Source organism: Bradyrhizobium prioriisuperbiae, from assembly GCF_032397745.1.
In the GTDB taxonomy this organism is placed as follows: Bacteria; Pseudomonadota; Alphaproteobacteria; order Rhizobiales; family Xanthobacteraceae; genus Bradyrhizobium_A; species Bradyrhizobium_A prioriisuperbiae.
In genome coordinates this window covers 1,303,776-1,328,779 of sequence record NZ_CP135921.1, presented here as the reverse complement: position 1 = coordinate 1,328,779, position 25,004 = coordinate 1,303,776, and the positions used below count along the sequence as shown (strand labels likewise).

Below are 25,004 nucleotides of genomic sequence, written 5' to 3'. Positions count from 1 at the left end.
TCACGGAGATGGACTACCTGGGCGGCACACCCTGGCGTGCGCGTCTGACCGAAGCCGACCGCAATTTTCGTGTCCTGTGGGACCGTCAGTGTTCGGAGACCGGCGCGCCGGCGATCATCTGCCCCGAGAATGGCTGATCGCTGGATGTGATCGTGCGGCTTAGCCTGCCCTGGCCAGAAATCGTGGGAGTTCGCTCGGTGTCTCGCCGCCACGGACAAAAGCGACCAGCGCCGGCAGGCATGTCCGTGCCAGATCGTATTGATCGAGAATGGTCTGGCGCGCGGCGGTGCGGATGCCATTGAAACGTTCGCGATGTGCGAGCGCCTCGATCAGTCGCTTGGACAATTGATCGGTGTCGAAGAACGGGACGAGGATCCCGTTCTCGGCATTGATGATCTCGCGCACCGGAGCCGTATCCGAGCCGATCACCAGGCAGCCCGCGCTCATGGCTTCGAGCAGCGACCATGACAGCACAAAAGGATAGGTGAGGTACACATGGGCGGAGGAAATCTGCAGCGCCCGCAGATAGTCCTGATAGGGCAGGTGCCCGGCAAGGTGCACACGCCGCATGTCGATCCGCGCGCTGACTTCCTCGAGATAGATCGATTGCCATGTTTTTCCTGCGGGCGGCGGCGCACCGTAGGACGTGCCATGACCGCCGATGATCAGGATCTCCGCATTCGGCCGCTCAGCCATTAGGCGCGGCAGCGCGCGCATGAAGACATGATATCCCCGCAGAGGTTCGAGATTGCGCGCGACGAATGTCACGACTTCGTTTTTGGCCGAGAGCACTCGTCCTGACGGCAGGCGGAACGAAGCGTTTTGTGACGGCTTGATGGCCGCGGTGTCGATGCCTTCGTGCAGCACCGAAATCCTGTCCTGGTGAAGCCGTGGAAAGGTCGAGCGCTGCCACTGCGTCGGCGCGAGACCGGCGTCGCATTCGGACAACGCCAGCAGGGTCGCGGCGTTCTTCATCTGCAGGGCCACATGTCCGTCCACACCGATGGCCGGGAATTCGGAATCGAATCCGATATCGCGATCATTGGTGCCGTAAAAAAATTCACAGTAGACGATCAGCCGCGCCTTCGGAAAGACGGCACGAAGCGGTAGTGTCTCACCCCAGCCTGGATGCGCGACGATGACCTCCGGAACGAATCCCGATGATGCCAGTGTCGTCAGCGCATACAGCACCTGTTCGGCGCGATGACACTCGAGATCGAAGCGGCGCGCGAACGGATGCGACGCGGAGACGTCGACATCGGTCAGTGAGTATTTGACCAGGCGCACGCCTTTTTGCGCGCGCGAGTTTTGCGCGCCGACCGCGGCAACTGTGACGCCGGGTTGCTGCGACAGGAATCGCGCGAGCTGTTGAAACTGTGCGGGGAAGTTGTTGTGAACGAACAATACGTTCATTTTGATTTGAATCCACTGTGTCGTTCGCGTTGTCGATCATCAGAGCATGCATCGCCGGTGTCGGCGAGCACGAATGACAACGGATGTCTCGAAAATCATTTAATTGCGATTAACCCGGGATAGACAGTTGCTTCTTAAGGTCGCGCGCATCGGGCAATGCAAACGCGGCGAGCGGTCATGGAACGTACAAAGAAGAGTAAAGTCGTCGATGTCGCCAAAGGTCTTTTTCTCGTTCGTTATGCGACCGCGGATGACGACACGCGGCCTCCAAAGATCAACGTCGTAGTGAATCCCAAGCACGGCAAGAACATCGAACTTGTATTAAGTCCCGAACATCGAAATGCGACGCTCTGGCAGCCGGGCTCGTGCCTTGTTGTTCGTGCGATGCGACCCGGGCAGCTTTTTGTCGAGGTTATTCCGATCGACAGTGACGGATCGACGGCTGCGACGGTTAAAATTGAAACCTTGAGTCAGGGTGAAGTGGTTGTGCCGGTGCGGCGCAATGTTACCGGGCGCGCCGTTGCCGACGTCGATTCCGGCGAGGATTCCAATCAGTTGAGCCTGCTCGGGCACGTCGCCGGGATCGGTGATGTGGTTGCGCGCGCGGACGAATGGATCGCCGGGCCCGCGTCGCCCGCGCGCATCGAGGGCGTGTCGATCGAATGGCCCGGCAAGCCGGACGATCTCGACATGCATTATTCGGTGATGCTGGCGCGGCCTCACACGACGTCAGGCCGCACGGTGGAGCTTGGCGGTTATGCCGGCACGCGTGGCCGCGCTTTGCCCGTTGTCGGCCTCTCGCTCGAATTGTCGGGACCGGGCGCGTCGGACTTCCAACTGGTTGCGGAAGCAGCGTTTCTTGGTGCTCCGGTGAGCCAGGTGATCGGGCGGAGATTGAATCTCGCCGGTCCGACCGGGCGCGAGCCGCTGGTTGGATTGCGTCTGCGCGTGGATGAATTGAACGTGCCGCTACAGCCCTTGTCGGAACCGGTGACCGCCAAGGCGCGATCGCCCGGCCGGGTCCGCGTATTCCGCTCGCGGGCGGCCCAAAGCCAACTGCGGTCGTACGCCGACTCGGTCGACGAGCGGGCCGGGGGATAGCGCCATCGGGATGGTTCGGTTGCCGTGACATTGCACGTCCCCCAGCATTTCGGCGAGCCACACCATCAGGTGCTCGAAGTTCTGTGCGCCAGGGCGCTGGAAAGCGGCGACGTGGAGGCGGCTTACCGGCTGTCCGATCGTCGCTGCCGCATCAGGCCATTGCCGGATGCCCATTGTTATGTGCTGCGTGCCGAGGCGCTGCATCGGATGGGAGAGCGGGCTGCGGCGGTCGCTGATCTGGCGATGGCCCTGGAGATCGCGCCGGACGATATCGCGGCCAATCGGAGACTCCTGAACTGGGGAAAGGCAAGGCAGCGGATCGCGGCGGCGCGAACGCTGATTAGCGTCGAGCACGATATGCGCATTGTCCGGCAGGCCATCGCGGTGTTGCGCAAGGCCGGGCAGACGGCATTTTCTGGTGTGCGGGTGCATGAGGGCTCCATCGAAGGGTGGGCCGCCTGGCAGGGAGCCGGCCTGATCCGGATCGCCATTGCCGGCGAAACGGACCGCGTCGAAACACGGCTGGATGCCGATCCACGACATCCTTTGTCCGCTGAGCTCGGAAACGCGGTTGGTTTTCATCTCCCGCGGCCGCCGGCGCAGGCCGCCCAGTTTGTCTCCGTCACCAGGGATCGCGATGTCCTGGTGTCATTGCGGACCACGCATCCCGCCGGCCAAGGTGTGCAGAAGAGCCCGGCGACCCGCGCACCCGTCGATGTTGTTCCCCAGGTGACGGTGATCGTTCCGGTCTACGCCGACTACCATGCCACCAGGGCCTGTCTTGAAAGTCTTCTCGATCAAATCGAGGGCAGCGCGCGTTACACGGCAGTTGTCGTCAACGATGCCAGCCCGGACCCGCACATCCGGGACCTGCTCGATGGCCTGGACGGCAGGCGGAACCTGGCGATCCTGACCAACGCGCAAAATCTGGGCTTTGTCGGCGCGATTAATCGCGGCTTGGATGCGGTGTTGTCCGGCGACGTGGTGCTGCTGAATGCCGACACCATCGTTCCCGCAGGCTTTATCGAGCGGTTGTCGGCTGCGGCAAGGTCCGCGCCCGATATCGGCACGGTGACGCCACTGTCCAACAATGGCGAGTTCACCAGTTTTCCCGTTCCCAACCGATCGAACGCCGCGGGCGATGCCGCCACCGTGGCGCAGCTCGACGATATCGCGGCGCGGGTGAATACCGGCGGCATTGTGGATATCCCCAACGGGATCGGGTTCTGCCTCTACGTTACCCGTGCGTGTCTCGACGCCGTGGGTGCGTTGTCGGAAAGCTATCACCGCGGATATCTGGAAGACGTCGATTTCTGCCTGCGCGCCCGGCAACACGGATTTCGCAACGTCTGTGCGACCTCGGTCTATGTCGGCCATGCCGGTTCGCGGTCTTTCCGCGCGCAGAAGCGGTCGCTGGTCGTTCGCAATCTTGCGGTCATCGAGCAACGGTTTCCGACTTATCGGACCGAATGTGCGGATTTCGTTCTCGCGGATCCCTTGAAAGCGGCACGTCGGGCCATTGAACTTTGCCTCCCGTCGGCTCACCGCCATGGCACGTTGCTGGTCTCCGCTGGTGGCGTCGCCGCCGAAGTCGCGCGCGAACGTGCCGGGCAGTTGCTGGCCGATGCGCTGCCGGCCGTATTCATTCTGGAGCTCCGCCGTGGTCCGGAAGGTGCCATCGCTGAGTTGCGCGACGCGGCCGACGGCATTCCGCAATCGCTGGCGTTTCGGCTTCCGAGCGAGATGGAGGGGATGCGTCAGTTTCTGCAAGGCGCGGAGCTTGCAAGGATCGAGTTTCTCGATCTTGCCGCGATCCCGCGTGATGTCATTGATCTGCTTCTGGAACTGGCAATTCCCTACGATCTTTTCATGACTCATGACGGGCTCGCATCCACTGTAACAAACGGCAAACGCGAGGCTGCGCAACGCGATCACGCCGCCCCGGAGCGGCTCTTTCTCCGCAACGTCGTCGCCAGGGCCTACCGCGTGCTCGCCCCCGACGCACAGGCCGCTGCTGTGGCGTCAACGCTTGCATTGCGTCGGACGGTGACGCGGCTGGATACAGCCACGGTGTCGATGCCTCACCTCGCATCTTCGCATGCCCCCGCAGCACGCCTCGGTCTGGTTCCGATCCGGGGTGGCGCACAGGAGCATCGGTTCATGCACGGCGTGATCGCCGGCCTGCGGCGCGCGATGCCGGGTCTCGACATCATCGTGGCTGGCAGCACGCTGGACGATCATGAGCTGTTCCGGACCGGCGCATTCGTCACCGGTCCGATCGATGCGGACGAGTTCGCCGATGTGTTTCGACGGCATCGGCTCGAACGTGTTTTCTGCTGTCTCCTGCGGCCGCTGTTCGGGCATCCCGTGGTGTCGGCCACGACGGCGGCAGCGCTGCCTGTGGCTTACATCGACTGGTCTCGTGGGGAATGTGCTGTGCGCGCAGGTGACCTGCCGCTCGATTCGCAACAACTGATCACAACGGGTGTGGTTGAACAGCTGGTGCCCTGGTTGCAAGGGGCGCAATCCGCATGACGGCCCCGCTCAAGCCGCGAAAACCTCTCGTGCATGAGGATCTGCGGACCGCGCTGCAGTGGTCGCACGACCGAACATTTTCCGGATTTGCCTGTGATGCTGCCGATCCCAGCCGGAAGTTCATTGTCGAATTGCTCGTTGATGGCCACCCGGTCAAATGTTTGCGCGCAATCGACTTCGTCGAGACGCTCGCTGCCGATAATATCGGAGACGGTTGTTATGGTTTTGCCTTCGCGTTGGCGGAGAGCGCGCTGGGCGACGGCGCTGTTGTCGAAGCGCGGATCGCCAACCTCGGAACAGCGATTGGAGCCCCAATTCTGTTCGACAGACCGGAGGCCACGGATCGGGCCCGGTCGTCTCCCGGCGCCGTACGCTGGCTTGGCGGCCTGCGATTTTCCGGCTGGATCATGGATGACGCGGAACCGTTGGTCGACATTTCCATCGATGGCGAGCGGGTCGATCGGGTGCGGGCCTCCGGCTGGAGCCACGTTGGCGATGTGGACGATGCGCGGGCGGTTCGAGCTCTCGATTTTCACGTGCCTGAGCGGTTTGCGGATGGATCGGCGCGCCGTCTTGCGGCGATGACGCCCAGCGGTGAGCATCTCGAGGGCAGTCCGCTGCCGTTCGTTGCTTTCACTGGCGGTCTGGAGCGGGCAGTTGCGGGCTTGGGAAACGCCGATTCCGATGGTCTGCGCAGTGCGATGTTCGATCGCCTGGTTCCGATGTCGGTTCCGTTCGCGCAGTATCGGCGCTGGCGCCAGCAACTTCCGGCTTGCGCCACGGGCGGTCCTTCTTTGAAGGCGGCGGTGATCGTGGTCGGCTCGGGCGTGATCGACGACACGCTGGATAGCCTGCAGGCGCAGAGCCACCCGGATTGGGTGGCGGCGTCCCTTCCCGAGACGCCGGACTATGTCGGATTCCAGAACGCTGCTGTCCGGGAGTTCCTGGCCGGTGATGGTGCCGAGGCGGATTTTGTCGTGTTCCTACCATCAGGCACCCTGCTCGAGGCGACCGCGCTCGCGCGCATCGCCGGCGTGTTCGAAAGCCGTGGCTATGCGGCGGCCGTCTATGGCGATCTCGATGTGGCGGGCGGTGACGGCTCGCTGTGGCCGCTGGCGTTTCCGGCTTTCGACTATGAAAGAATGCTTGAGCAGGGATACTGCGCCCACGTTTTCGCGCTGCGCCGTTCCATCGCGGAGCGCGTGCTCGACGCCGGCGCCTCCGATCTCTATCGCGTATTCAACTGCTTTCTGGACGAAGGCATCAGGGGCGCAGACCGGATTGTTCACCTGCCGGGAGCTCTCGCGACTTTGCCGCCGATCGACATCGGTGCGGCCGGCCGTACGCTGGCCGCTGCAACACAGGCGCATCTTGCGCAACGCGGCGTCGACGCCGACGTGACATCGGGGCAGAGCCTGGTTCTGCCGGCGGTGAAAACGTCGAGGCGAATCGATGGGCGGGTCAGCGTGATCATCCCGACCCGGAATCGGCACGAACTGCTCGCAGCGTGTCTCGCTTCGATTGCACCGGCGCTGCGCAGGCGGCGCGCCGAAGTCATCGTGGTCGATAACGACTCCTCCGATCCGGACTCGCTCGCATATCTGTCGTCGATTGATGGGCGCGAAGCGAAGGTGCTCCGCGTTGCCGGTGACTTCAACTTCGCGCGTCTGAACAATCTGGCGGCGGCCGCGGCGAACGGTGAATTCCTCTGTCTGCTCAACAACGATGTGCAGGCGCGCGACGACGGCTGGCTCGACGAGATGCTGGGACGGTTGTCGGGCGACGACGTCGGTGCGGTGGGCGCATTGCTGTTGTGGCCGAGCGGTGTCGTTCAGCACGGCGGCGTCGTACTCGGGCCCAACTTCGCGGCGATTCATGCCTTCAACGATCGGATGGATGGCGATGCCGGATATGGTGATCTGCTTCGCGTCGCTCACGAGTGCAGCGCTGTCACCGCGGCCTGTCTGCTGACGCGGAGGCAGGATTTCATGGACCTCGGGGGAATGGATGAGTTCCGCTTTCCGGTCAACTTTAATGACGTCGATTATTGCTTAAAACTCCGCGCATCTGGAAAACGCGTGGTGTTTACGCCGCACGCGAAGCTTCTTCACCTCGAATCGGCCAGCCGCGGCAAAGATAAGGATACCGATCGAAAGTCACGCTTTGAGCGCGAGTTGCTCAACCTGCGAGCACGGTGGGCCGACGTATTGACATCAGATCCATTCTACAGTCCGGTGCTGTCACTTGATCCCATTCCGTTTTCCGCGCTGGCCTGGCCGCTGAGATCGATGGACGCGCGCACATCCGATCTGCCGATTCCAGTGGCGGTTCCGCCGGGATTTTAGTCAGGCGAATTTTTCTTTGTTTTGTCACATCGAACTCGATTCGCCTTTGAAGTTTCTTTTCGCGTTAATGCTTGCGCGAATTTCAGTTGAAACCTCCGTTGTTCATTACGCGCGACGTAACTGAACATTTTGAAACGCGGTGGCATGCGCGTGTTGTTCGGCTCTTCAGATTGACTCATGGGCCCTGTCGTCTTCATGGTGCCGTCGCTGCAATGCGATAGGTCAGCCAACAAGCCTGCAAAACTATTCTCAACTCGCGCGACCTGATCTTGAAATCGTGACGGGCGATATAGATGGCCGCGGTATGTAAGGGGTGATACATGGCGACGTATGATCTAGACAGAACTGAACTCAACCATTTGCTAACGCCCAACATCGATCCGGCTGCCCGCGCGGCGGTCGTGGACTATCTCCTGAATCACGGTGGCTTCGACGACGATTCCAGCAGTGGCTTGTTCGATCTCTTTGGCCGCGGAGGTCACCAGGGCGGTGGTCATCACGGCGGAGGCCATCATCACGATGAGACCGTGAAGGTTCAGATCAGCGACGGCACTCAGCCGCTCGATCCGAGAGCCGAGGTGCTGAACCTGACCAGCGGGACCAATACGGTCACCACCGACGCTGCCCTCAAGGTGATTGTCGAGAACATTTCAGGCGACGCGAATCTCACGGTTCGCGGCAGTCACGACGTGATGGTCGTGACCGGCCACGGCGACGATCTCGTGACGCTCAGAGATTCGGGCGACGACGTCGTGCTCACCGGTGCGGGCGATGATACGGTCATCGGCGGTTCCGGCCAGGACAGCATCTATGGCGGTACGGGTGACGACTCGCTGCACGCGGGCACCGGCAGCCATCAACTGTTGTCCGGCGATGCAGGTAGCGACACCGTCATAGGCGGTTCGGGCACCTGGGATTCGCTGTACGGCGGTGCAGGTTCGGATTCGCTGGTTGCCGGAAGCGGCAGTCATCAGTTGCTGGACGGCGGCGACGGCAGCGATACCATCATCGGTGGTTCGGGTGCCTGGGATTCACTGTATGGCGGCGCGGGCTCGGATTCTCTGGTTGGTGGAAGCGGCGATCATCAGTTGCTGATTGCCGGCAGCGGTGGCGATACATTGATCGGCGGCTCGGGTGCCTGGGATTCGTTGTACGGCGGCTCCGGAGCGGATTCGCTGGTTGCCGGAAGCGGCGATCATCAGTTGCTGAGCGCCGGCAGCGGCGGCGATACGTTGGTCGGCGGTTCGGGTGCCTGGGACTCGCTGTATGGCAGCTCGGGTTCGGATACGCTGATTGCCGGAAGCGGCGACCATCAGCTGCTGAGCGGCGGTGACGGCAACGACACCCTGTATGGCGGTGACGGTGCCTGGGATACGCTGATCGGCGGCGATGGAAGAGACGTGATCCACGCCGGCAACGGCGACCATCAGGTGGTGATCGGCGGCGACGGCAACGACACTATCTATGCCGGCTCCGGTGGCGACACCTTGATCGGCGGCGGCGGCAACGACGTCTTCCACGTCGGCAACGATGGCAACGATACCATCGATGGCGGTTCCGGTCGCGACACCGTCAAGTTCGACGATCGTGCATCGACGGACATCGACTCGATCCATACTCATGGCGGCCAGACCGTCATCCACTTCACCGACGGACAGACCGTTACCGTCAGTCATGTGGAGAATCTGGTCTTCACCGACACGGACCGTCACATCTAAGTGGCGTTGGTTAAACCGCGCGAGGGTGCACCGGCCGCCATGCCGGGCATTCTCGCCGGAGGTGCGACAAGACAAATGCGACAGCCTGTTCCGGAACTGCATGTCCGGGGCAGGCGCTATCCGTGTGCAACGGTCATTGCGAGGGTCCTTTGAACGTCAAACTCTCGTCGCCTCTTCTCGCGGAGCTGCGCTCTTTCTTGCCGGCGTACGCGACGCTGCTCGGATTCAGTTTTTTCTGCCCGGTGCTGTATCTGGCATCGCCGATCTATGTCGAGCAGATCTTCGATCGCGTGATGTACAGCCGGAATGTCGACACGCTGTTCGTCCTCGCGGGAATCGCGACATTCCTGATCGCGATGTACGCCGTGCTCGAATGGGTTCGGAAGAAAGCCCTGGTCCGGATCGGGCACGCGATGGATGAGCGGCTCAGTCGCGTTATCTTCGAAACCGCCAACCGGTCCGGCAAGGCAGGGGCGGCGACCCGGGCGTCGACCACGCTCGCCGATTTCAACCAGGTGCGCGATTTTCTGTCCGGCAATTCGCTGACGGCGATCTTCGACGCATTCTGGTCACCTCTCTTCATCATCGTGATGACCATCGTGAATTGGCTGTTCGGCGTGGTCGGACTGGTGATGATCGTGTTGACCGCAGTCCTGGCGGTGCTCAATCACCGCCTGACCAAGGCGGATGCGGATCGTTACCAGCGCTTGGCGATGAAATCGCACGAGTTCGGCCAAGCGGTCGCGCGCAATTCGGAAGCTGTGCGCGTCCTTGGGATGCTGCCGCCATTGCGCGATCGCTGGTACGGCCTGCATTCGCGCATGCTGGGCTGGCAGTCGGCTGCGACCGGCCGCATGGAGATTTTCGTGTCCATCACGAAATTCATGCGCGCATATCAGATGGCGGGCATCTACACCGTCGGAACGCTGCTGTTCCTGCGTGGCGAGGTCACCCTGGCCAACACCTTTGTTGCCATGACCCTGATGATGCGCGGGCTGGGTCCGATCGACCAGGTGATTTCGGGCTGGAAAAACTATTCGAACTTCTTCGCGGCCCTGGGCCGGCTTGACGATGTGCTGCGTGATGCCCAGACGCAGGGTGGGAAAGTCTCGCTGCCCCATGTGCGTGGATCTCTCGTGGTATCGCGGGTGTTTGCCTTTGCCGGGAACGGTGAGAAGCCGTTGCTCAACGATGTGACCTTCAGCCTTGGCGAGGGGCGTGTCCTGGGGGTTATCGGCCCCAGTGGCGCGGGCAAATCCTGCCTTGCACGGGTGTTGGTCGGCGCCTGGGCGCCGCGCAGCGGCAGCATCGCGATCGGCGACCACGATCTGTCGCACTGGAATGAAGACGAACTCGGGCAGCACCTCGGGTATATGCCGCAGGATGTCGAGCTGCTGCCCGGCACCATTGCGGAGAACATTTCCCGCTTCGATCCGGCGGCGGCGACGGACCCCGATCGTTTCATTGCGGCGTCCGAACTCGCCGGTATTCAGGATCTGATCCGGTCCCTCCCGCACGGCTACAACACCGCTGTCGGAATCAACGGCCATGTGCTCTCCGGCGGACAGCGTAGCCGGATCGCACTGGCGCGGGCCGTCTATGGCGATCCGCGGTTTGTGGTACTCGACGAGCCGAACTCCAATTTGGACTCGCTGGCCGAACAGTCGTTCCTGATGATGCTGCAGAAGCTGAAAGCGAGCGGTGCGAGTATCATCATCATCACGCACAAGCTCAACATTCTGAGCTATTGCGATGATGTTCTGGTGCTGAACAACGGCACCGTCCAGGCCTTCGGTCCGCGCGACCAGATCGTCAACCGGATTCCGCGATCGACGGCGCCGCCAGCGCTGACGGTCATTGCCGGTGCCCTCGAAAACCAGAGAGGATAGGCGATGAGCGGCGAACGGATCGAACTGCTGCCCGCCCCCCTCGCGTCGACCGACTGGCGTGTCATGCTGCGGGTTGCGGCCGGGATCATCATTTTCACCTTCGTGGTGCTGGGCGGCTGGTCCGCGGTCGCCCGGATCGATTCCGGCGTGGTCGCCGATGGCGTCATCGCCGTCGAATCCAATCGCAAGACGATTCAGCATCTCGAAGGCGGAATCGTGCGCGAGATTCTGGTCCGTGACGGCGACACGGTGCAGCAGGGCGATACCCTGATCCGGCTGGATCCGACGCGCAACGAGGCGACCGACAGGGGCTTTCGCCAGCAACTGGCCATCGCCAGTGCGGCGCTGGCCCGAATGACGGCGCAGCGCGACATGCTGGATGTGATCGATTTTCCTCGGGAGGTCACCGCGTTCAAGGACGATCCGGTCATCGCCAACGCTATCCGGGACAATCAGGGACAATTCGACAACCGGCGCCAGAGTTTGCTGCGCGGCATCGAGGTGCTTGAAAAGCAGATCGCGCAAGCCAGAGACGAGATCAGGCAGGCGACCGTCGATCAAAAGACGGCCCAGGACCAGGTCGATTCAATCGATGTCGAGCTTCCCAATCTCAGGGGGTTGCTGGAGAAGGGGCTTGTCGCCCTGCCACGGGTGACGACGCTGGAACGCCAGCAGATTCAGGTCCGCGGGCAGCTCGAGAGCGCCAAGATCAACGGGACGAAAGCTAAGGAAAAGGTCGGCGAGCTGCAGGCGCGCATCGATCAGCTGAAACAGGACTACCGCCAGGAGGGCGGCAATACGCTTCCGGACGTTCGCAAGCTCATCAGCGACGCCGGGCAGCAACTGATTATCGCCAAGGATGCGCTGAGGCGGATCGATATCCAGGCGCCGGTGGCGGGCACCGTGCAGCAACTCAAGATCTTTACCATTGGCGGTGTGGTCAAGCCCGGTGATCCGATTCTCGACATCGTGCCGCTGAGCGATACACTGGTGGTCCGCGCCAAAGTGCAGCCGATCGACGTCGACCGCATCCTGACCGGAGAGAAAGCTGAAATTCGCGTTCCGCAGTTCATGAAGTTCGAGCTGAAACCGCTCGAAGGCGTCATCCGCAGCATTTCGCGCGACAGCATCATCGATACGTCGACGAATCCACCACTGTCCTATTTCGCGGTGGAAGTTGCCGTCGATCGCAACTCCATTCCAGAAGATATTCGCGATCGTATGATCGCCGGCATGACGGTCGACACGATCATCCGGACGCAGGAACGCACGGTGCTATCCTATCTGGCGGCGCCGCTGCGAAATCGGCTGGCGAAATCGATGCGTGAGCGCTAGATTCTTGACGCGTTTTCTTTGCGCGAACCGGTATCCACTTCGCTGGAAAACGCTCTAAGCACCGGCCGGCGCCGGCATCGCTCCGATGTCTGCGAGCGAGATCAGTTCGCTGTCATCGAGCGCCAGCGACAGATCGTCGATCGCGAGCATGTCGGGGGCGATCGCGGCGGCTGGCGCATGGCGGTGCCATCGTCCGCTGTCTTTCGGGCGGTGATCCGCGCGCATGTTCTGCAGCGAGAACAGACAGGCGACGGCGGTATCCACACTGGCGAAACTGCGGCGCGCCATGGCGGCCAGCGCCGACTGCTCGGCATGTGAAAATCGCGCCGGGTCAAGGACATGGAGTGGAGGCGTTTCGTTTTCGCCGCTGCTATCCTCTGCGGAGAGCGGGACCAGCAGGTCACCGATCAGAAAATGATCCAGCGTATCGGCGAATGCGTCCTGCCCTTGCTGCAGGAGACCGAACAATCGGTGCATTTCGATCAGCAACTGGCCGGGCTGCCCGTCCGCCTCGGTCAGCGGAGTGCCCGCTGTTTCCGACAGATAGGTGGAGGCCGGGTCGATAACGATATCGGAGAGAGGATCGTCACCGACACTTGGCGCTTGAAAGGGAAAGCAGCGCAGCGCGATCGGCCGATAGGCACCGCGCCACTTGCCATCAGCAGTCAGAAGGGCATGCACGGTATAACGCCGATCGACGATCAATCCGAGCCGGGGCCGGTTGGCTTCGAACCGGACCGCGACGGGATAGTAGCGGCATGCCAGATGGATCTCGCTGGCGCTGACCGGGACCCAGCTAAGGTTCTCGATCCAGCGGTCGTCCGCAGGCGGACTCACGCGAAGGTGTGCAACTTCGCGCAGGGGAACAAGCTGGTTCATGCTGACGCCGGCTGCAAATGAACGTTGGGGGCGGGCGGCGGCTCCATATCGGCGGTCCTCCCAGGGACTGGCGCCTGATCGCGGGTCGCTTTGAGGAAAGCTTTCGCCATCACCAGCAGGATGCCGGCCCGGAACAGCGAGATGCGATGCAGACTGAGCATCTGTGCGCACGGAATTCCCAACTGTTGCAGCAGCGGGGCAAGCGTACCGCCATCGAACAGCGCCGGGCGGATCACCAGAAGGTCTGGAATCTCCACCGTGTGACCGTCGATGTTGAATTTCAAGGCCCATGGCTCGAACGCATTCAGCGCACCAAGCGCTTCGGTGACGGCGGCCGTCACCGTCATGTCATGGGCAAACCGGTCCAGCGTCTGGAACCGGCTCATGGTGGCGCGTGACAACCGGTGATTGACGGTCGTGATGGTCGCGCCGACATCGGTCGGCGCGTCGGCAAAAACGTCGTCCAGCATCTTGCGGGACTGCAATCCGGTCGGCAGGTCTGGATCGAACACAAAGGGATAGCCATGAAGGATCATCGGGAGCAGCGTGCGGGCGGCGGGCGGTTGCGCGCGCTGGTCGTTCAGCAGGGCACGGATGGCGACGAATTCCAGGGCAGATCCCTGGCGTCGCCAGACCAGCGGAAACCAGGAGGCGAGGGAGAGGCACTCGGAGTGGACTGCCGGAACAACGGCCGCGTTACGGACCGGCGCGTAGGCCAGGGGTGCATAGATACGCCGGCGAAGCACATCCTTCTCAAGTGCGAGCGGTCGTTCGCACAACGCGGTCGTCGTTCTCTCGTCGCCCGACAGCACGACCGATTGTGACGTCGTCATGCAGAATCTTCCGAGAAGTCGAGCCCGACGGCCTGTAGCCGGCGCATGATGGCGTTGCGATCTGCGTTTTCCATCAGCGCCAGCGCCCACAGGTCGAAGCCCTGCCGTTTTGTGATGGCTTCGGTGAAGCCGGCCCGCAACAGCAGGTCCCCGAGCCGGGCGGACGTCAGGCCGGAGTTATGCGCCATATGGACATTGCCGGAGGCGATCGACGGCGAATGGCCGAACATCATGTCGAGGGGCGTGATCGGTCCCACGGCGGACCGATAGACCACGTGATCCGATCCATGCTCCAGAAACAGGGACATCACTGTCTCCAGATCCGGACAAGTGATGAGCGCATAGCCGTCGGGCCTCAGAATACGCTGGAACTCGGTGAGGGCGAGCGGAATTTCGTGGCTGTGAAGGTGCTCCAGGCTGTGCGACGACCACACCGCATCGAAGCTGCGCACCTCGAAATGCGTGCGCAGGTTCGTCATCGATCCGACGACGTCCGGCTGGACCATCGGATCGACGTCGAAGCGGATTTCCTGCCAGCCAGCGGCATCGAACAGGCCGCTCAGCCGGCGGGTGGATTTCGGGCCGGAGCCCGCGTTAAGCACACGTTTGGCCCTTGTCATGTGCGATGAGCGCGGAAGTTCCCGAGTGTCGTTTTGCGATGTGATCATGGAATCATTCTTACCCACAGACTGGCGTTTTAAACGCTGACAAATTCGAAAGAATGCGACTCAAGTTGGACTGCGGCGCGTTAACGGTTTGTCACCCGCAACCTGATGCAGCGATGTGCAGTTGCGTAATAGCTATTGGAACTGTCATCGTTCACAGCCAAACATGATCTGAAGGTTTTGTATCTGAATGCGGTGTCGAACGGCTGTTCATGTCAAAACTCCCATCAGACTCAACGCGGCGCTCGGACACGGACGAAAACCGCGGAGCAGTTAAGCCCCCCTTCCGTGTGCCCCGGACAGGCGCAACGCGAGGCGATGCGCCATCGATCGATGCCGTGCGAGCAGACCTGCAATTGCTTTCCAAACATCTCCGTTCGATCGGGTTATTTGACGAAGAATTTTATAAAAACGCTTATCCGGATATCGTGTCTTTCGGCCGTGATCCGTTCCTGCATTTTTATCTGCACGGTTATCTGGAGGGACGGCGCCCGAACCCGCTGTTCGATCCGGCCTGGTATCTGAGGACATACCCGGAGGTGCGTTCATCCGGGCAGCAGCCACTGCTGCATTACGCACGTTCCGGTGAGCGCGATGGATACCGGCCGGGCCCGCTGTTCGATCCAGCCTGGTATCGCCAGGCTTATGGTGTTGCCGTCAGCGATAATGCGCTGGCGCATTATCTCCGGCGTCGGTTCGGGCCGTTCAGTCCGATCCCCGAGTTCGATGCTGCCTACTATCTGGAAACCTATCGCGACATCGCCGAAGCCGGGGCTGATCCGTTCGAACATTTCAATCGGTACGGCTTTCGCGAGGGACGCAATCCGTCCCGCGTGTTCGATGCCAAGTTCTATATCCAGCGCTATCTGCGCGGCGAGACAACCCACAATCCGCTGCTGCATTACCTTGCGCATCGCCACGAGAGCGGTGTGTTCCCCCATCCTCCGGAGAATGAGGCGACGATTCCTTCGCAGATCAAGCGGTTCACAAAACCCGGTCCGGCATTTGAGGAGCCGCGGCCGCTGGCAGCGAGCACCAGGCCGCAGGCGAAAATTCTCGTCAATTACCTGACGCAATTCCATGCGTTTCCGGAGAATGACACATGGTGGGGCACGGGCTTTACCGAATGGACCAATGTCGTGCGCGGCGTGCCGCGCTTCATGGATCATTACCAGCCGCGCATACCGCGCGACCTCGGATTTTACTCGCTGGACCACATCGACATCATGCAGCGGCAGGTGGCGATGGCGAAGGCCGCGGCCATTCATGGCTTCGTGTTTTATTACTATGCATTCAATGGCCGGCGGCTGATGGAGAAGCCGCTCGACCAGTTCCTGGATCGGGGCGATATCGACATGCCGTTCTGCCTGATGTGGGCGAACGAAAACTGGACGCGCCGCTGGGACGGCCGTGACGACGAAGTGCTGATTTCCCAGGATTACCGTCCTGAGGATGACGGTCCGCTGGTCGCGGACTTCGCACGGCACTTTGCTGACGCGCGTTATCTCCGCCTGAAAGGGCGGCCGCTTCTGATGATCTATCGGCCGGGACTGATCCCCGATGCCGCACGGATCATCGCAGGTTGGCGTACGATGTTTCGGGACCGGCACGGCGAGAATCCTGTCATTATCATGGGGCAGAGTTTCGAAGATGCCGACCCGCGTCCATTTGGGTTGGACGGAGCCGTCGAATTTCCCCCGCACAAGCTCACGACACAGCTGCGCGAAGTCAATTCACAGGTTCAGTGTCTCGACGATACGTTCGCGGGCGAAGTCTATCGGTATGACGACGTGGTTCGCTGCTCCCTTGGTGAAAAGCCGCCGCCGTTTCCGCTGATCAAGACCGCGGTGGCGAGCTGGGATAATGATGCCCGGCGGCAGGGCAAGGGATTGGTGATCCACGGCTCGACGCCTGCGGCTTACGAGGCGTGGCTCGCGGCCTTGGTGGAAAGAGCGCAGCACCAGCCATTTTTCGGCGAGCCGGTCGTCTGCATCAACGCCTGGAACGAATGGGGCGAGGGCGCTTATCTCGAGCCCGACGTACATTTCGGCTCGGCTTATCTCAACGCGACGGGACGCGCGGTTTCGGGCCGGACGACGGACGGGATCGCGCAGCCAAGGCTCGGGCGTGACGGGGCGCGCCCGAAGGAAACCGTGCCGTGAGACATCGACATCATCAAGCGTGCCAGCAGCCGGCGTTGCGGTGGTCACCGGGGTTGCTTTTGATCGGCGAACGACCACGAGTGTGCGAGTGGAATGATGACTGAGGCCGTCGACCAAACCGATGATTCGAACGTTGCGACCGAACCGAAGCGCAAGGGCCCGCTACGTCTGGAAGGATTCGTCGACACGCTGACGCGCCAGGGCGCATCGGGTTGGGCCTGGCTGCCCGAGGCCCCCCAGGCCGTGGTGGAAGTCGAAGCTTTTCGCCATGGACGGATGATCGGCCGGACACGGGCGGAGCAGCCACGGCCCGATCTCTTGAAATACGGCAAGGGCACCGGGCTCTACGGCTTTACCCTGAAGTTCGATCATCAGCTGGATGGTGACGAACCTCCGCAGTTTCGTGGCATCGGTTTGGGCGAAACCCACGATCTCAAAGGCGTCACGGAGTTGCCGCCGGCTCCGGTTGTCGTGCCACCCGCCCCAGTCGTTGTTCGGTCTCCTCCACTGACGCCGATCCCCGAAGTGGAAGGGCATGTCGACAATCTCACGCGCTGGGGCGCCACCGGTTGGGCATGGGCGCCGAAAGCGCCAGATCAGGCCGTTCTGGTCGAAGCCGTGCTCGGCGATCGCGTCATCGGACGGGTGAGAGCCGCCGAACCGCGCCCGGATCTCGCGAAATACGGCAAGGGCACCGGCCAGTACGGCTTCATGATGAAATTCGATGAAGCGCTGGACGAGGAGCTGCCTGAATTTCGCGCGCTGGTAAATGCCGTCAATCCGCTGCAGGTCGCGAACGAGCTGCCGCCGCAAGATGCCAAATCGAAGCTGCCGAAATCGCGGGGAACGATCAGCAGACTGCTGCAGGATCACTCGCATTTCACCTCGCGTGGCCCGGAGTTCGAAGAGTTCGATGCCAGTCTGCTGGACCAGGACAGAAGCCATTCTGGCGGGCAAGAGCCGTTGCTGATGGCGTTCTACCTTCCCCAATTCCATCCGATTGCGGAGAACGACAAGTTTTGGGGCAAGGGTTTCACCGAATGGCGGCAGATGCCGCGCGGGCTGCCGCGGTATCCGGGGCACTATCAGCCGCGCATTCCACGCGACCTCGGCTTCTACGACCTGATGGAGTCCGACGCGCTCAAGCGGCAGGTGACCCTGGGGCGATCGGCCGGCATCAACGCATTCGCCTACTACTATTACTGGTTCAACACCAAACGGGTATTGGAGCGGCCGCTCGACGCGCTGCTGGCGTCCGATGTCGACATGCCGTTCCTCCTGATCTGGGCCAACGAAAACTGGACTCGGACCTGGGACGGGGCCGATACCTCCGTGCTGCTGCGGCAGGATTACAAGGAGGAAGACGAAGAGGCGCTGGTGAATAATCTGGCGCGCTATTTCAACGATCGCCGCTACGTTCGCCTGCAAGGGCGGCCGCTGTTCATCATCTATAATCCCAGCCACATTCCCGAGCCGAAGGTGACCATCGCGCGCTGGCGCAGGCTGCTGTCAAGCCGTCATGGCGTCGATCCCCTGATCTTCATGGCCCAGACCTTCGGTGCGCAGGATCCGGAACCGTTCGGGCTGGACGGTGCGATGGAGTTTCCGCCACACAAGCTCTCGGACAACCTGCCGGGCCGGCCGACGCCTGACGCCTACAGTTCCGACTTCACCGGGCGTGTCATTGACTATGACGAATTCTGTGAGGCCTCGCTGAACGAGGCCGAGAAACCGTTTCCGCTGATCAAGACCGTGGTGCCGAGCTGGGACAATGACTCCCGGCGCCCCAATCGCGGCCTGTCGCTTGAGAACACGTCACCGAAGAAGTACCAGCAATGGCTCCAGACACTGCTGGAACGGGCGATCGCAAAACCCGTGTTCGGCCGGCCGATTGTCGCTGTGAACGCCTGGAACGAATGGGCTGAAGGCGCCTACCTCGAGCCCGACGTTCATTATGGCGCGGCCAATCTCAACGCCACGGCGCGCGCGCTGACCCAGGCCACCCGCGTTGCGCGGCCGCCGGTTGCCGCAGTCCGTCGCGAACAAGTGCAATCCCTCGCCGTTTCCGTGATTTTGCCGAACTTCAACCATGAGCGTTTCCTGAGGGAACGCATCGGGTCCGTGCTGGCGCAGACCCACAAGCCCGACGAGATTGTCTTCCTGGACGATTGCTCATCCGACGGCAGCGTCGCCCTGGCGGAGTCGATCCTTCGCGAGTCGGACATCCCCTATCGGATCGTCCTCAACGAGGAGAATTCCGGGTGCGTGTTCCGGCAGTGGGTCAAGGGCCTGGAGCTCGCGCGCAATGATTTGATCTGGATCGCGGAGACGGATGACTCCGCTCATCCGGAGTTTCTCGCGAAGCTTGCGCCCTACCTGGCGCGTCGCGATGTCGCCGGCGCGTTCGGCCACATCCGTTGTGTCGATGACAGCGGTGCGATCCTGTCCGATCTCGATAATTACTTCGACAACCTTCTGAATTTCTCCTGGGACCGTGCCTGCGTGGTGCCGGCCTATCAGGCGTTCCGGCGGGATTTCGTTGTCAGAAACGTGGTACCGAACGCATCCGGCTTCGTGTTCCGCAAACCGCATCTCACCGCGCTGGAATATGAACGTCTGCAGCAATACCGCTTCGCGGGCGATTGGTATTTCTACGCGTTGCTGCTGCGCGGCGGTTGCCTGGCGTATGAGCCGGAGGCCAATTCCTATTTCCGCTTGAGCCGGTCCGGCACGTCGCGAAGCGCGTTCTTCACCGATCGCCATCTCGAAGAGCATCGGATGGTTCTGGAAGATCTGTCATCCGAATATCGGGTCGGCGATGCCGCGGTCAGGGCGCATGTCGACACATTACTCGCCCATTTCCCCGATCGGCAGGGTGGTGATCTTTTGGCGCGGCTCGCGCCGGCCAGGGATGCCGAGCCACCGCTGCGGGTCTGCATCGCCGCCCACAGTTTCGAGGTCGGGGGCGGCGAGATCCTGCCGCTTGAGCTTGCAAACGCGCTCAAGCAGCTTGGCCTGCATGTGACTTATCTGATTGTGGAGGATGAACTTGCCGATTCCCGCAAGAGTGTGCGCCGGCGTCTGCGCTCCGACATTCCCATCGTGTTCTGGCCCGACGTCAGCGACGACTTCGGCGGCTTTCTCAGCAGCTTCGGAATCCAGGTTTTCAATTCCCACAATGTGAGTGTCGAGTTTTCGCTGTACTGCAAGCATGTCGAGGTTCAGATTCCCTACGTCGGCTCGCTGCATGGCGGTTACGAGACTGTTCCGGACCTGATGACGGAGCATTTCTCCGACTATCTGCGCCGGACAGTCGACACGTGGCTCTATCTGGCGAAAAAGAATACCGTCCTGCTCGGCAAAGCGGGCATTCCGGAGGACAGGTTCGCGCGCAGCTTCAATGCGGTTCCAGCAATACGGAGCGGATTGATCGATCGTGCCGAGTTCCGGCACGAGTATGACATTCCCGAGAACGGCTTCGTGACCTTCCTGTGCTCGCGCGCGATCCCGGAGAAGGGTTGGCGCGTCGCGATCGAAGCTCTCCAACTGGTCCGCGCCCTTGGGAACCAGCCGGTCTGGTTGGTGCTGATCGGGGACGGGCCGAGTGCGGCGGAGCTGCGCCAGGCCTATGGTTCCCTCGACTGGGTCATCTTCCTCGGTCATGTCGACAGCCCGTCGCGCTACTTCGGCTGCTTCGACCTCGGCGTTTTTCCCAGCACATTCAGTGGGGAAACCTTCCCGTTGTTTCTGGTCGAATGTTTTCAGGCGGGCAAGCCCGTCGTCGCGACCGATATTGGCGAAATTCCGACCATCCTCGGAGACGATGCCGGGAAACGTGCCGGCATTCTCGTGCCGCATGAGGCGAGCCGTATCGATCTTGTTTATGCCGTGGCCGAGGCAGTTGCAGGATTGCTGAAGGATCCGACCCGCTATGAACGCATGCGCACGAATGCGATCGAAGCGTCCAGTCGCTTCAGCATGCTGCGTTTAGCGGAAACTTATAAGAGCCTATTCACCACATTGGTTAACCGGACTGAGCAAGAGGCTGGGCAACTATCGCTCAAAGCGAGTTAGAGACATGATCCGGAAACAGGGACGCCGGCTTTCCGACACGATGATGTTCCAACACAAGATGGAGCGCGATGCCGTATTGCGCTTCGGGCTCCATGATAGGCCCACGATGCTCGGAGTGACTTGAATGTTTCGCAACGCTCTTGTGGTCGGTGTGCGCCAGGTGAACCAGCATGGCGAGGCTGCAACGGTCGAGCAGACCATGCTCAGCCTTGGACAAAACACCGGCAACATGATGTTTACCCAGTCGCTCCTGCGGGTGCTTCATGGCGCCAAATGGGGCTCGTTCGCCCTGTCGCCGGAAGAGATCGAGGGGCATGACGCGATCGTCCTGGCCGCGGCGAACTGGGTCAATCATTTCGACGATTTCGGCTGGCTCGCGGATCGCCTGGAAAAGACCAAGCTGCCGGTTTTCCTGATCGGTGTGGGCGCTCAAGCCTCGAATTCCGAAGAAATCCCCAACGTCACCGAAGGGACGCTGCGGCTGCTCCGTCTGGTGCAGGACCGCTCCGTCAGCATTTCGGCGCGTGGCACCTTCAGCTGTGAGGTTCTCGAACGCTATGGCATCACCAACGTTCATCCGACCGGCTGCCCTTCGCTGATGCTGATTGGGCGCGACGGCCCCAGTCCGTCGCTTCTCAATGACGTCGGGTTCGACGCCTGCTGCATGCATGCCACGCGGCACGGCTTCTCGAAGACCGATTCCTTCCAGACATTCCTGTATCGACAGGCCATCAGCCGCAACATCGATCTCGTGCTGCAATCCGAGATTGCGGACATCCACTACATCATGCAGCACAGGACTGGCGAAGCCCTTCCCGAGAAGGCGGAGCAAGCCGTGATGGCGGTGTATGGCGCGGCGGCGGGCCAAGTCGAAGACTTTCTGATTCGTCATGGCCGCGTCTTCACGCTCTACCAGGACTGGATCGATTACATGAAGCAACGATCCTTCTGTTTTGGCACCCGAATCCACGGAACCGTGGCAGCGCTGATTGCCGGAACGCCCGCCGCCTTGATCGTTCATGATTCGCGAACGGTGGAAATGGCCGACATCATGGGGGTGCCGATCGTCCGCTGGCAGGACATTCCCTGTGATCGGGATATCGATATCGCCGCACTGTACTCGCGCGCGCAATTGCAGGAATTCGTGAAAAAATTCTCCGGGTATTATGACGGCTTCCTGGACTACATGGCGAGGAACGCATTGCTTGTCGCCGGCAACTACAGAGAGGCGGATCGCCGGATCCTGTACGCGAGCTGACGTCGTCACAAAAATCGATCGGGATATGCCATGGCAGTGCTTGGATGTGTTGAACGGGTCAATCGCGAAAAGATCATCGGCTGGGTGTTCGATCAGCAGAAACCGGACCGGCGCTACGTCGTGGAGCTTTATGTCGGCGAACGGCAGGTGGCATCGGCGCCGGCGACGACGGTTCGATCGGACGCCCGGCGCGGCGCGCGCAAGCAAACCGGCTACGGATTCGAATTGAGCGTTCCTTATGGGACACAGCTCGATGTCGCGCAAATGGGTGTACGTGTTATCGGGGCGGACATCATGTTGCCGGTCTCTGATGATGCGACTCGTCTGGAAGGGGTACTCGATTTCGTCGCCGGCTCCGCCATCGGCGGATGGGCGTGGCATACCGGCCGTCCGACAGAGCGGGTTTCAGTGATCGTCAGGCACAAGGGCAAGATCTTGACCAAGGTCGCTGCGGATGGATTCCGCCAGGATCTGTTCGAAGCCGGCGTTGGCGACGGCGCCCATGGTTTTATTGTCGACCTCGGCGCGGCGGTGGCCATGGCGCCGCTGGTGCTCGATGATGTCGAGGTGGTGTTCGAGGCGACCGACGGTCCGCTGTTCAACTTGGTCAAACATCGGAGCGCCGTGTCGTCATTCGGAAACCGGATCGGCGGATAACGCGCTCGCGTTGGGCGCGAGCGCTATTGAGCATCTGCCGGAAGCGGCTCTTACCCCGCTGCGGTGCCGGACTGGACCAGTCCGATCCGCGTGGTCTGATAACCGCGCTCCAGGATCGCTCGCCACCACGGTTCGTGGTCCAGATACCATCCGACGGTTTTCAGCAGCCCGGTCTCGAACGTCTCCTCGGCGCGCCAGCCGAGATCATGTTCCAGTTTGCTGGCATCGATGGCATAACGGCGGTCATGCCCGGGGCGATCCGACACGAATGTGATCAGTTTCCTCCGAGGTCCGTGCAGCGAGGGCCGCAGCCGATCCAGCAGGTCGCAGATGGTCTGCACCACATGAAGGTTTTGCCGCTCGTTGCGCCCGCCGATATTGTAGGTCTCGCCGATTTTGCCATGGGTCAGCACCAGCCGCAGCGCCTTGGCATGGTCCTCGACATAGAGCCAGTCGCGGACGTTCTTGCCATCGCCATAAACCGGCAGCGGTTCGCCCGCGAGCGCCTTGATGATGACGTGCGGAATCAGCTTTTCCGGAAAGTGATAGGGACCATAATTGTTGGAGCAGTTGGTCACCAGTGTCGGCAGGCCATAGGTCTCGTGCCAGGCGCGAACCAGATGATCCGACGACGCCTTGCTGGCGGAGTAAGGCGAGTTCGGCGCATAGGCGGTGGTCTCGGTGAACAGGCCGTCGGGCCCGAGCGATCCGTAGACCTCGTCGGTCGAGATGTGGAGAAAGCGGAATGCGTCGCGCTCGGCCGGCGCCAGTGTTCGCCAGTGGCGCAGCGCCTCCTGCAGCAGGGTGAAGGTGCCGACGATGTTGGTCTGGATGAACTCGCCCGGCCCGTCGATCGAACGATCGACATGGCTTTCCGCGGCGAGGTTCATCACCGCGGCGGGTTTGTAACGTTCGAACAGCGCCCTGAGCCCGGCGCTATTGCAGATGTCGAGCTTTGCGAAGGCGTAGCGCGGATGGCCATTCGCCTGAGGGATCGAGTCGAGGTTCGACGCGTAGGTCAGCTTGTCGATGTTGACGACAAAGATGCCTGATTTGTCGAGCAGGTGCCTGACGAGTGCGGAGCCGATGAAGCCGGCCCCGCCGGTTACGAAAACAGTTGAGCCGTCGAAACCCATGACTGCGAGCCCCTGACCTTCGGTTCTGCGGCAAACGAACGATGGACGGACAGCAGGTACTGTCCGTAGCTGCTCTTGGAGGCGCGTTGCGCCAGCTTGTAGAATTGATCGATAGTAATATAACGCAGCCGCAATGCAATCTCCTCGAGACAGGCGATACGCATGCCTTGCCGCTGTTCGAGAATCTGCACGAAGTGGCTCGCTTCGACCAGGGTCTCATGCGTGCCGGTGTCGAGCCAGGCAAAGCCGCGGCCCAGTACTTCGACGTACAGGTCGCCGCGCTCCAGATAAGTGCGATTGATGTCCGTGATCTCGATCTCGCCGCGCGCCGATGGCTTCAGCGAAGCCGCGATGTCCAGCACATCGTTGTCGTAGAAATAAAGTCCGGTGACCGCGACGTTCGATTTGGGAGCTAGCGGTTTCTCTTCGATCGAGATGGCGCGGCCGCGGCCGTCGAGCTCGACCACGCCGTACTGCTGCGGCGTGTTGACCACATAGCCGAACACAGTCGCTTCGCCGCTGCGCATCGCCGCGCGCGACAGCAGGTCCGGCAGGCCGCTGCCATGGAAAATATTGTCGCCAAGGATCAGCGCGACATCGTCATTGCCGACGAAATCACGTCCGACAATGAAGGCGTCCGCAAGTCCGCGCGGCTTATCCTGGGTGGCGTAGGACAGGTCCAGTCCGTAGTCGGAGCCGTCGCCGAGCAGACGTTCGAACAGCGGCTGGTCCTGCGGCGTGGAGATGATGAGGATTTCGCGGATGCCGGCGAACATCAGTGTCGCGAGCGGATAATAGATCATCGGTTTATCGAAAACTGGAAGCAATTGCTTCGATACAACCGTCGTGATCGGATAGAGGCGTGTTCCCGTGCCTCCGGCGAGTATGATACCCTTCATGATCACCCCTGCGAATATTTTTACAGATTTCTCATACCGGATGGTGAGTGCAAGGGAGCTAAAGAGGTTTGTTAAAGTTCGACCAATGAAGCGAGTGCGGAGCAA

18 protein-coding genes are annotated in these 25,004 nt (G+C 61.4%); 11 read left to right on the top strand and 7 right to left on the bottom strand.

What is annotated here, in order from left to right; genetic code table 11:
- The first annotated feature begins 8 nt into the window (after window positions 1–8).
- Window positions 9–137, top strand: coding sequence for a hypothetical protein (locus tag RS897_RS06215; RefSeq protein WP_315835714.1), 129 nt, complete (start codon window positions 9–11; stop codon window positions 135–137).
- A gap of 22 nt (window positions 138–159) precedes the next feature.
- Here the strand turns inward: RS897_RS06215 and RS897_RS06210 are convergent, their stop codons facing one another.
- Window positions 160–1,413: a glycosyltransferase gene (locus RS897_RS06210; RefSeq protein WP_315835713.1), complete on the bottom strand. Its 1,254-nt coding sequence runs from the start codon at window positions 1,411–1,413 to the stop codon at window positions 160–162.
- 177 nt (window positions 1,414–1,590) lie between these two features.
- Here RS897_RS06210 and RS897_RS06205 point away from each other — a divergent pair, with 177 nt between their 5' ends.
- Genes RS897_RS06205 through RS897_RS06195 form a run of 3 tightly spaced genes read left to right on the top strand, consistent with a single transcriptional unit; the run spans window position 1,591 to window position 7,394 of the window.
- Window positions 1,591–2,514, top strand: coding sequence for a hypothetical protein (locus RS897_RS06205; protein WP_315835712.1), 924 nt, complete (start codon window positions 1,591–1,593; stop codon window positions 2,512–2,514).
- A 24-nt stretch (window positions 2,515–2,538) separates the two neighbouring features.
- The gene (locus RS897_RS06200) at window positions 2,539–5,049 is read left to right on the top strand and encodes a glycosyltransferase family 2 protein (RefSeq protein ID WP_315835711.1); all 2,511 of its coding nucleotides are present in this window, start codon (window positions 2,539–2,541) and stop codon (window positions 5,047–5,049) included.
- Window positions 5,046–7,394, top strand: a complete 2,349-nt coding sequence (locus RS897_RS06195) for a glycosyltransferase family 2 protein (RefSeq protein WP_315835710.1) — start codon at window positions 5,046–5,048, stop codon at window positions 7,392–7,394. The genes RS897_RS06200 and RS897_RS06195 overlap by 4 nt, the downstream gene beginning before the upstream one ends.
- 362 nt (window positions 7,395–7,756) lie before the next feature.
- Here RS897_RS06195 and RS897_RS06190 read toward each other — a convergent pair whose 3' ends face one another.
- Complete coding sequence (locus RS897_RS06190; RefSeq protein WP_315835709.1) at window positions 7,757–7,909, bottom strand: hypothetical protein; 153 nt, start codon at window positions 7,907–7,909, stop codon at window positions 7,757–7,759.
- Between the two features lie 63 nt (window positions 7,910–7,972).
- On the opposite strand from RS897_RS06190, the gene RS897_RS06185 reads away from it, so the two are divergent.
- From RS897_RS06185 to RS897_RS06175, 3 genes are all read left to right on the top strand, one after another.
- Window positions 7,973–9,112: a calcium-binding protein gene (locus RS897_RS06185; RefSeq protein WP_315835708.1), complete on the top strand. Its 1,140-nt coding sequence runs from the start codon at window positions 7,973–7,975 to the stop codon at window positions 9,110–9,112.
- A gap of 197 nt (window positions 9,113–9,309) precedes the next feature.
- Entirely contained in the window at window positions 9,310–11,001 is a 1,692-nt protein-coding gene (locus RS897_RS06180) for a type I secretion system permease/ATPase (protein WP_315835707.1), read from the top strand.
- A gap of 3 nt (window positions 11,002–11,004) precedes the next feature.
- On the top strand, window positions 11,005–12,336 hold the full coding sequence (locus tag RS897_RS06175) for an HlyD family type I secretion periplasmic adaptor subunit (protein ID WP_315835706.1): 1,332 nt from the start codon (window positions 11,005–11,007) through the stop codon (window positions 12,334–12,336).
- A 54-nt stretch (window positions 12,337–12,390) separates the two neighbouring features.
- On the opposite strand, the gene RS897_RS06170 is transcribed toward RS897_RS06175, so the two are convergent.
- From RS897_RS06170 to RS897_RS06160, 3 genes are read right to left on the bottom strand one after another with little or no spacing between them, the layout of a single operon-like run.
- A complete protein-coding gene (locus tag RS897_RS06170) occupies window positions 12,391–13,173 on the bottom strand; it encodes a SapC family protein (protein WP_315835705.1) in 783 nt (260 codons plus the stop codon).
- A gap of 38 nt (window positions 13,174–13,211) precedes the next feature.
- Entirely contained in the window at window positions 13,212–14,048 is an 837-nt protein-coding gene (locus RS897_RS06165) for a SapC family protein (protein WP_315835704.1), read from the bottom strand.
- Entirely contained in the window at window positions 14,045–14,668 is a 624-nt protein-coding gene (locus tag RS897_RS06160; RefSeq protein ID WP_315835703.1) for a class I SAM-dependent methyltransferase, read from the bottom strand. The genes RS897_RS06165 and RS897_RS06160 overlap by 4 nt, the downstream gene beginning before the upstream one ends.
- A gap of 473 nt (window positions 14,669–15,141) precedes the next feature.
- Between RS897_RS06160 and RS897_RS06155 the strand changes: the two genes are divergently transcribed.
- The 4 genes from RS897_RS06155 (at window position 15,142) to RS897_RS06140 (ending at window position 22,864) form a co-directional block, all read left to right on the top strand.
- Window positions 15,142–16,875, top strand: a complete 1,734-nt coding sequence (locus RS897_RS06155) for a glycoside hydrolase family 99-like domain-containing protein (protein ID WP_315835702.1) — start codon at window positions 15,142–15,144, stop codon at window positions 16,873–16,875.
- 96 nt (window positions 16,876–16,971) lie between these two features.
- On the top strand, window positions 16,972–20,949 hold the full coding sequence (locus tag RS897_RS06150; protein ID WP_315835701.1) for a glycoside hydrolase family 99-like domain-containing protein: 3,978 nt from the start codon (window positions 16,972–16,974) through the stop codon (window positions 20,947–20,949).
- A 124-nt stretch (window positions 20,950–21,073) separates the two neighbouring features.
- On the top strand, window positions 21,074–22,207 hold the full coding sequence (locus tag RS897_RS06145) for a polysaccharide pyruvyl transferase family protein (RefSeq protein WP_315835700.1): 1,134 nt from the start codon (window positions 21,074–21,076) through the stop codon (window positions 22,205–22,207).
- A gap of 30 nt (window positions 22,208–22,237) precedes the next feature.
- Window positions 22,238–22,864, top strand: a complete 627-nt coding sequence (locus RS897_RS06140; protein WP_315835699.1) for a hypothetical protein — start codon at window positions 22,238–22,240, stop codon at window positions 22,862–22,864.
- A 50-nt stretch (window positions 22,865–22,914) separates the two neighbouring features.
- On the opposite strand, the gene rfbB is transcribed toward RS897_RS06140, so the two are convergent.
- Window positions 22,915–24,000, bottom strand: a complete 1,086-nt coding sequence (gene rfbB / locus RS897_RS06135; RefSeq protein WP_315835698.1) for a dTDP-glucose 4,6-dehydratase — start codon at window positions 23,998–24,000, stop codon at window positions 22,915–22,917.
- A complete protein-coding gene (rfbA, locus tag RS897_RS06130; RefSeq protein ID WP_315835697.1) occupies window positions 23,970–24,899 on the bottom strand; it encodes a glucose-1-phosphate thymidylyltransferase RfbA in 930 nt (309 codons plus the stop codon). The genes rfbB and rfbA overlap by 31 nt, the downstream gene beginning before the upstream one ends.
- Window positions 24,900–25,004 lie beyond the last annotated feature (105 nt).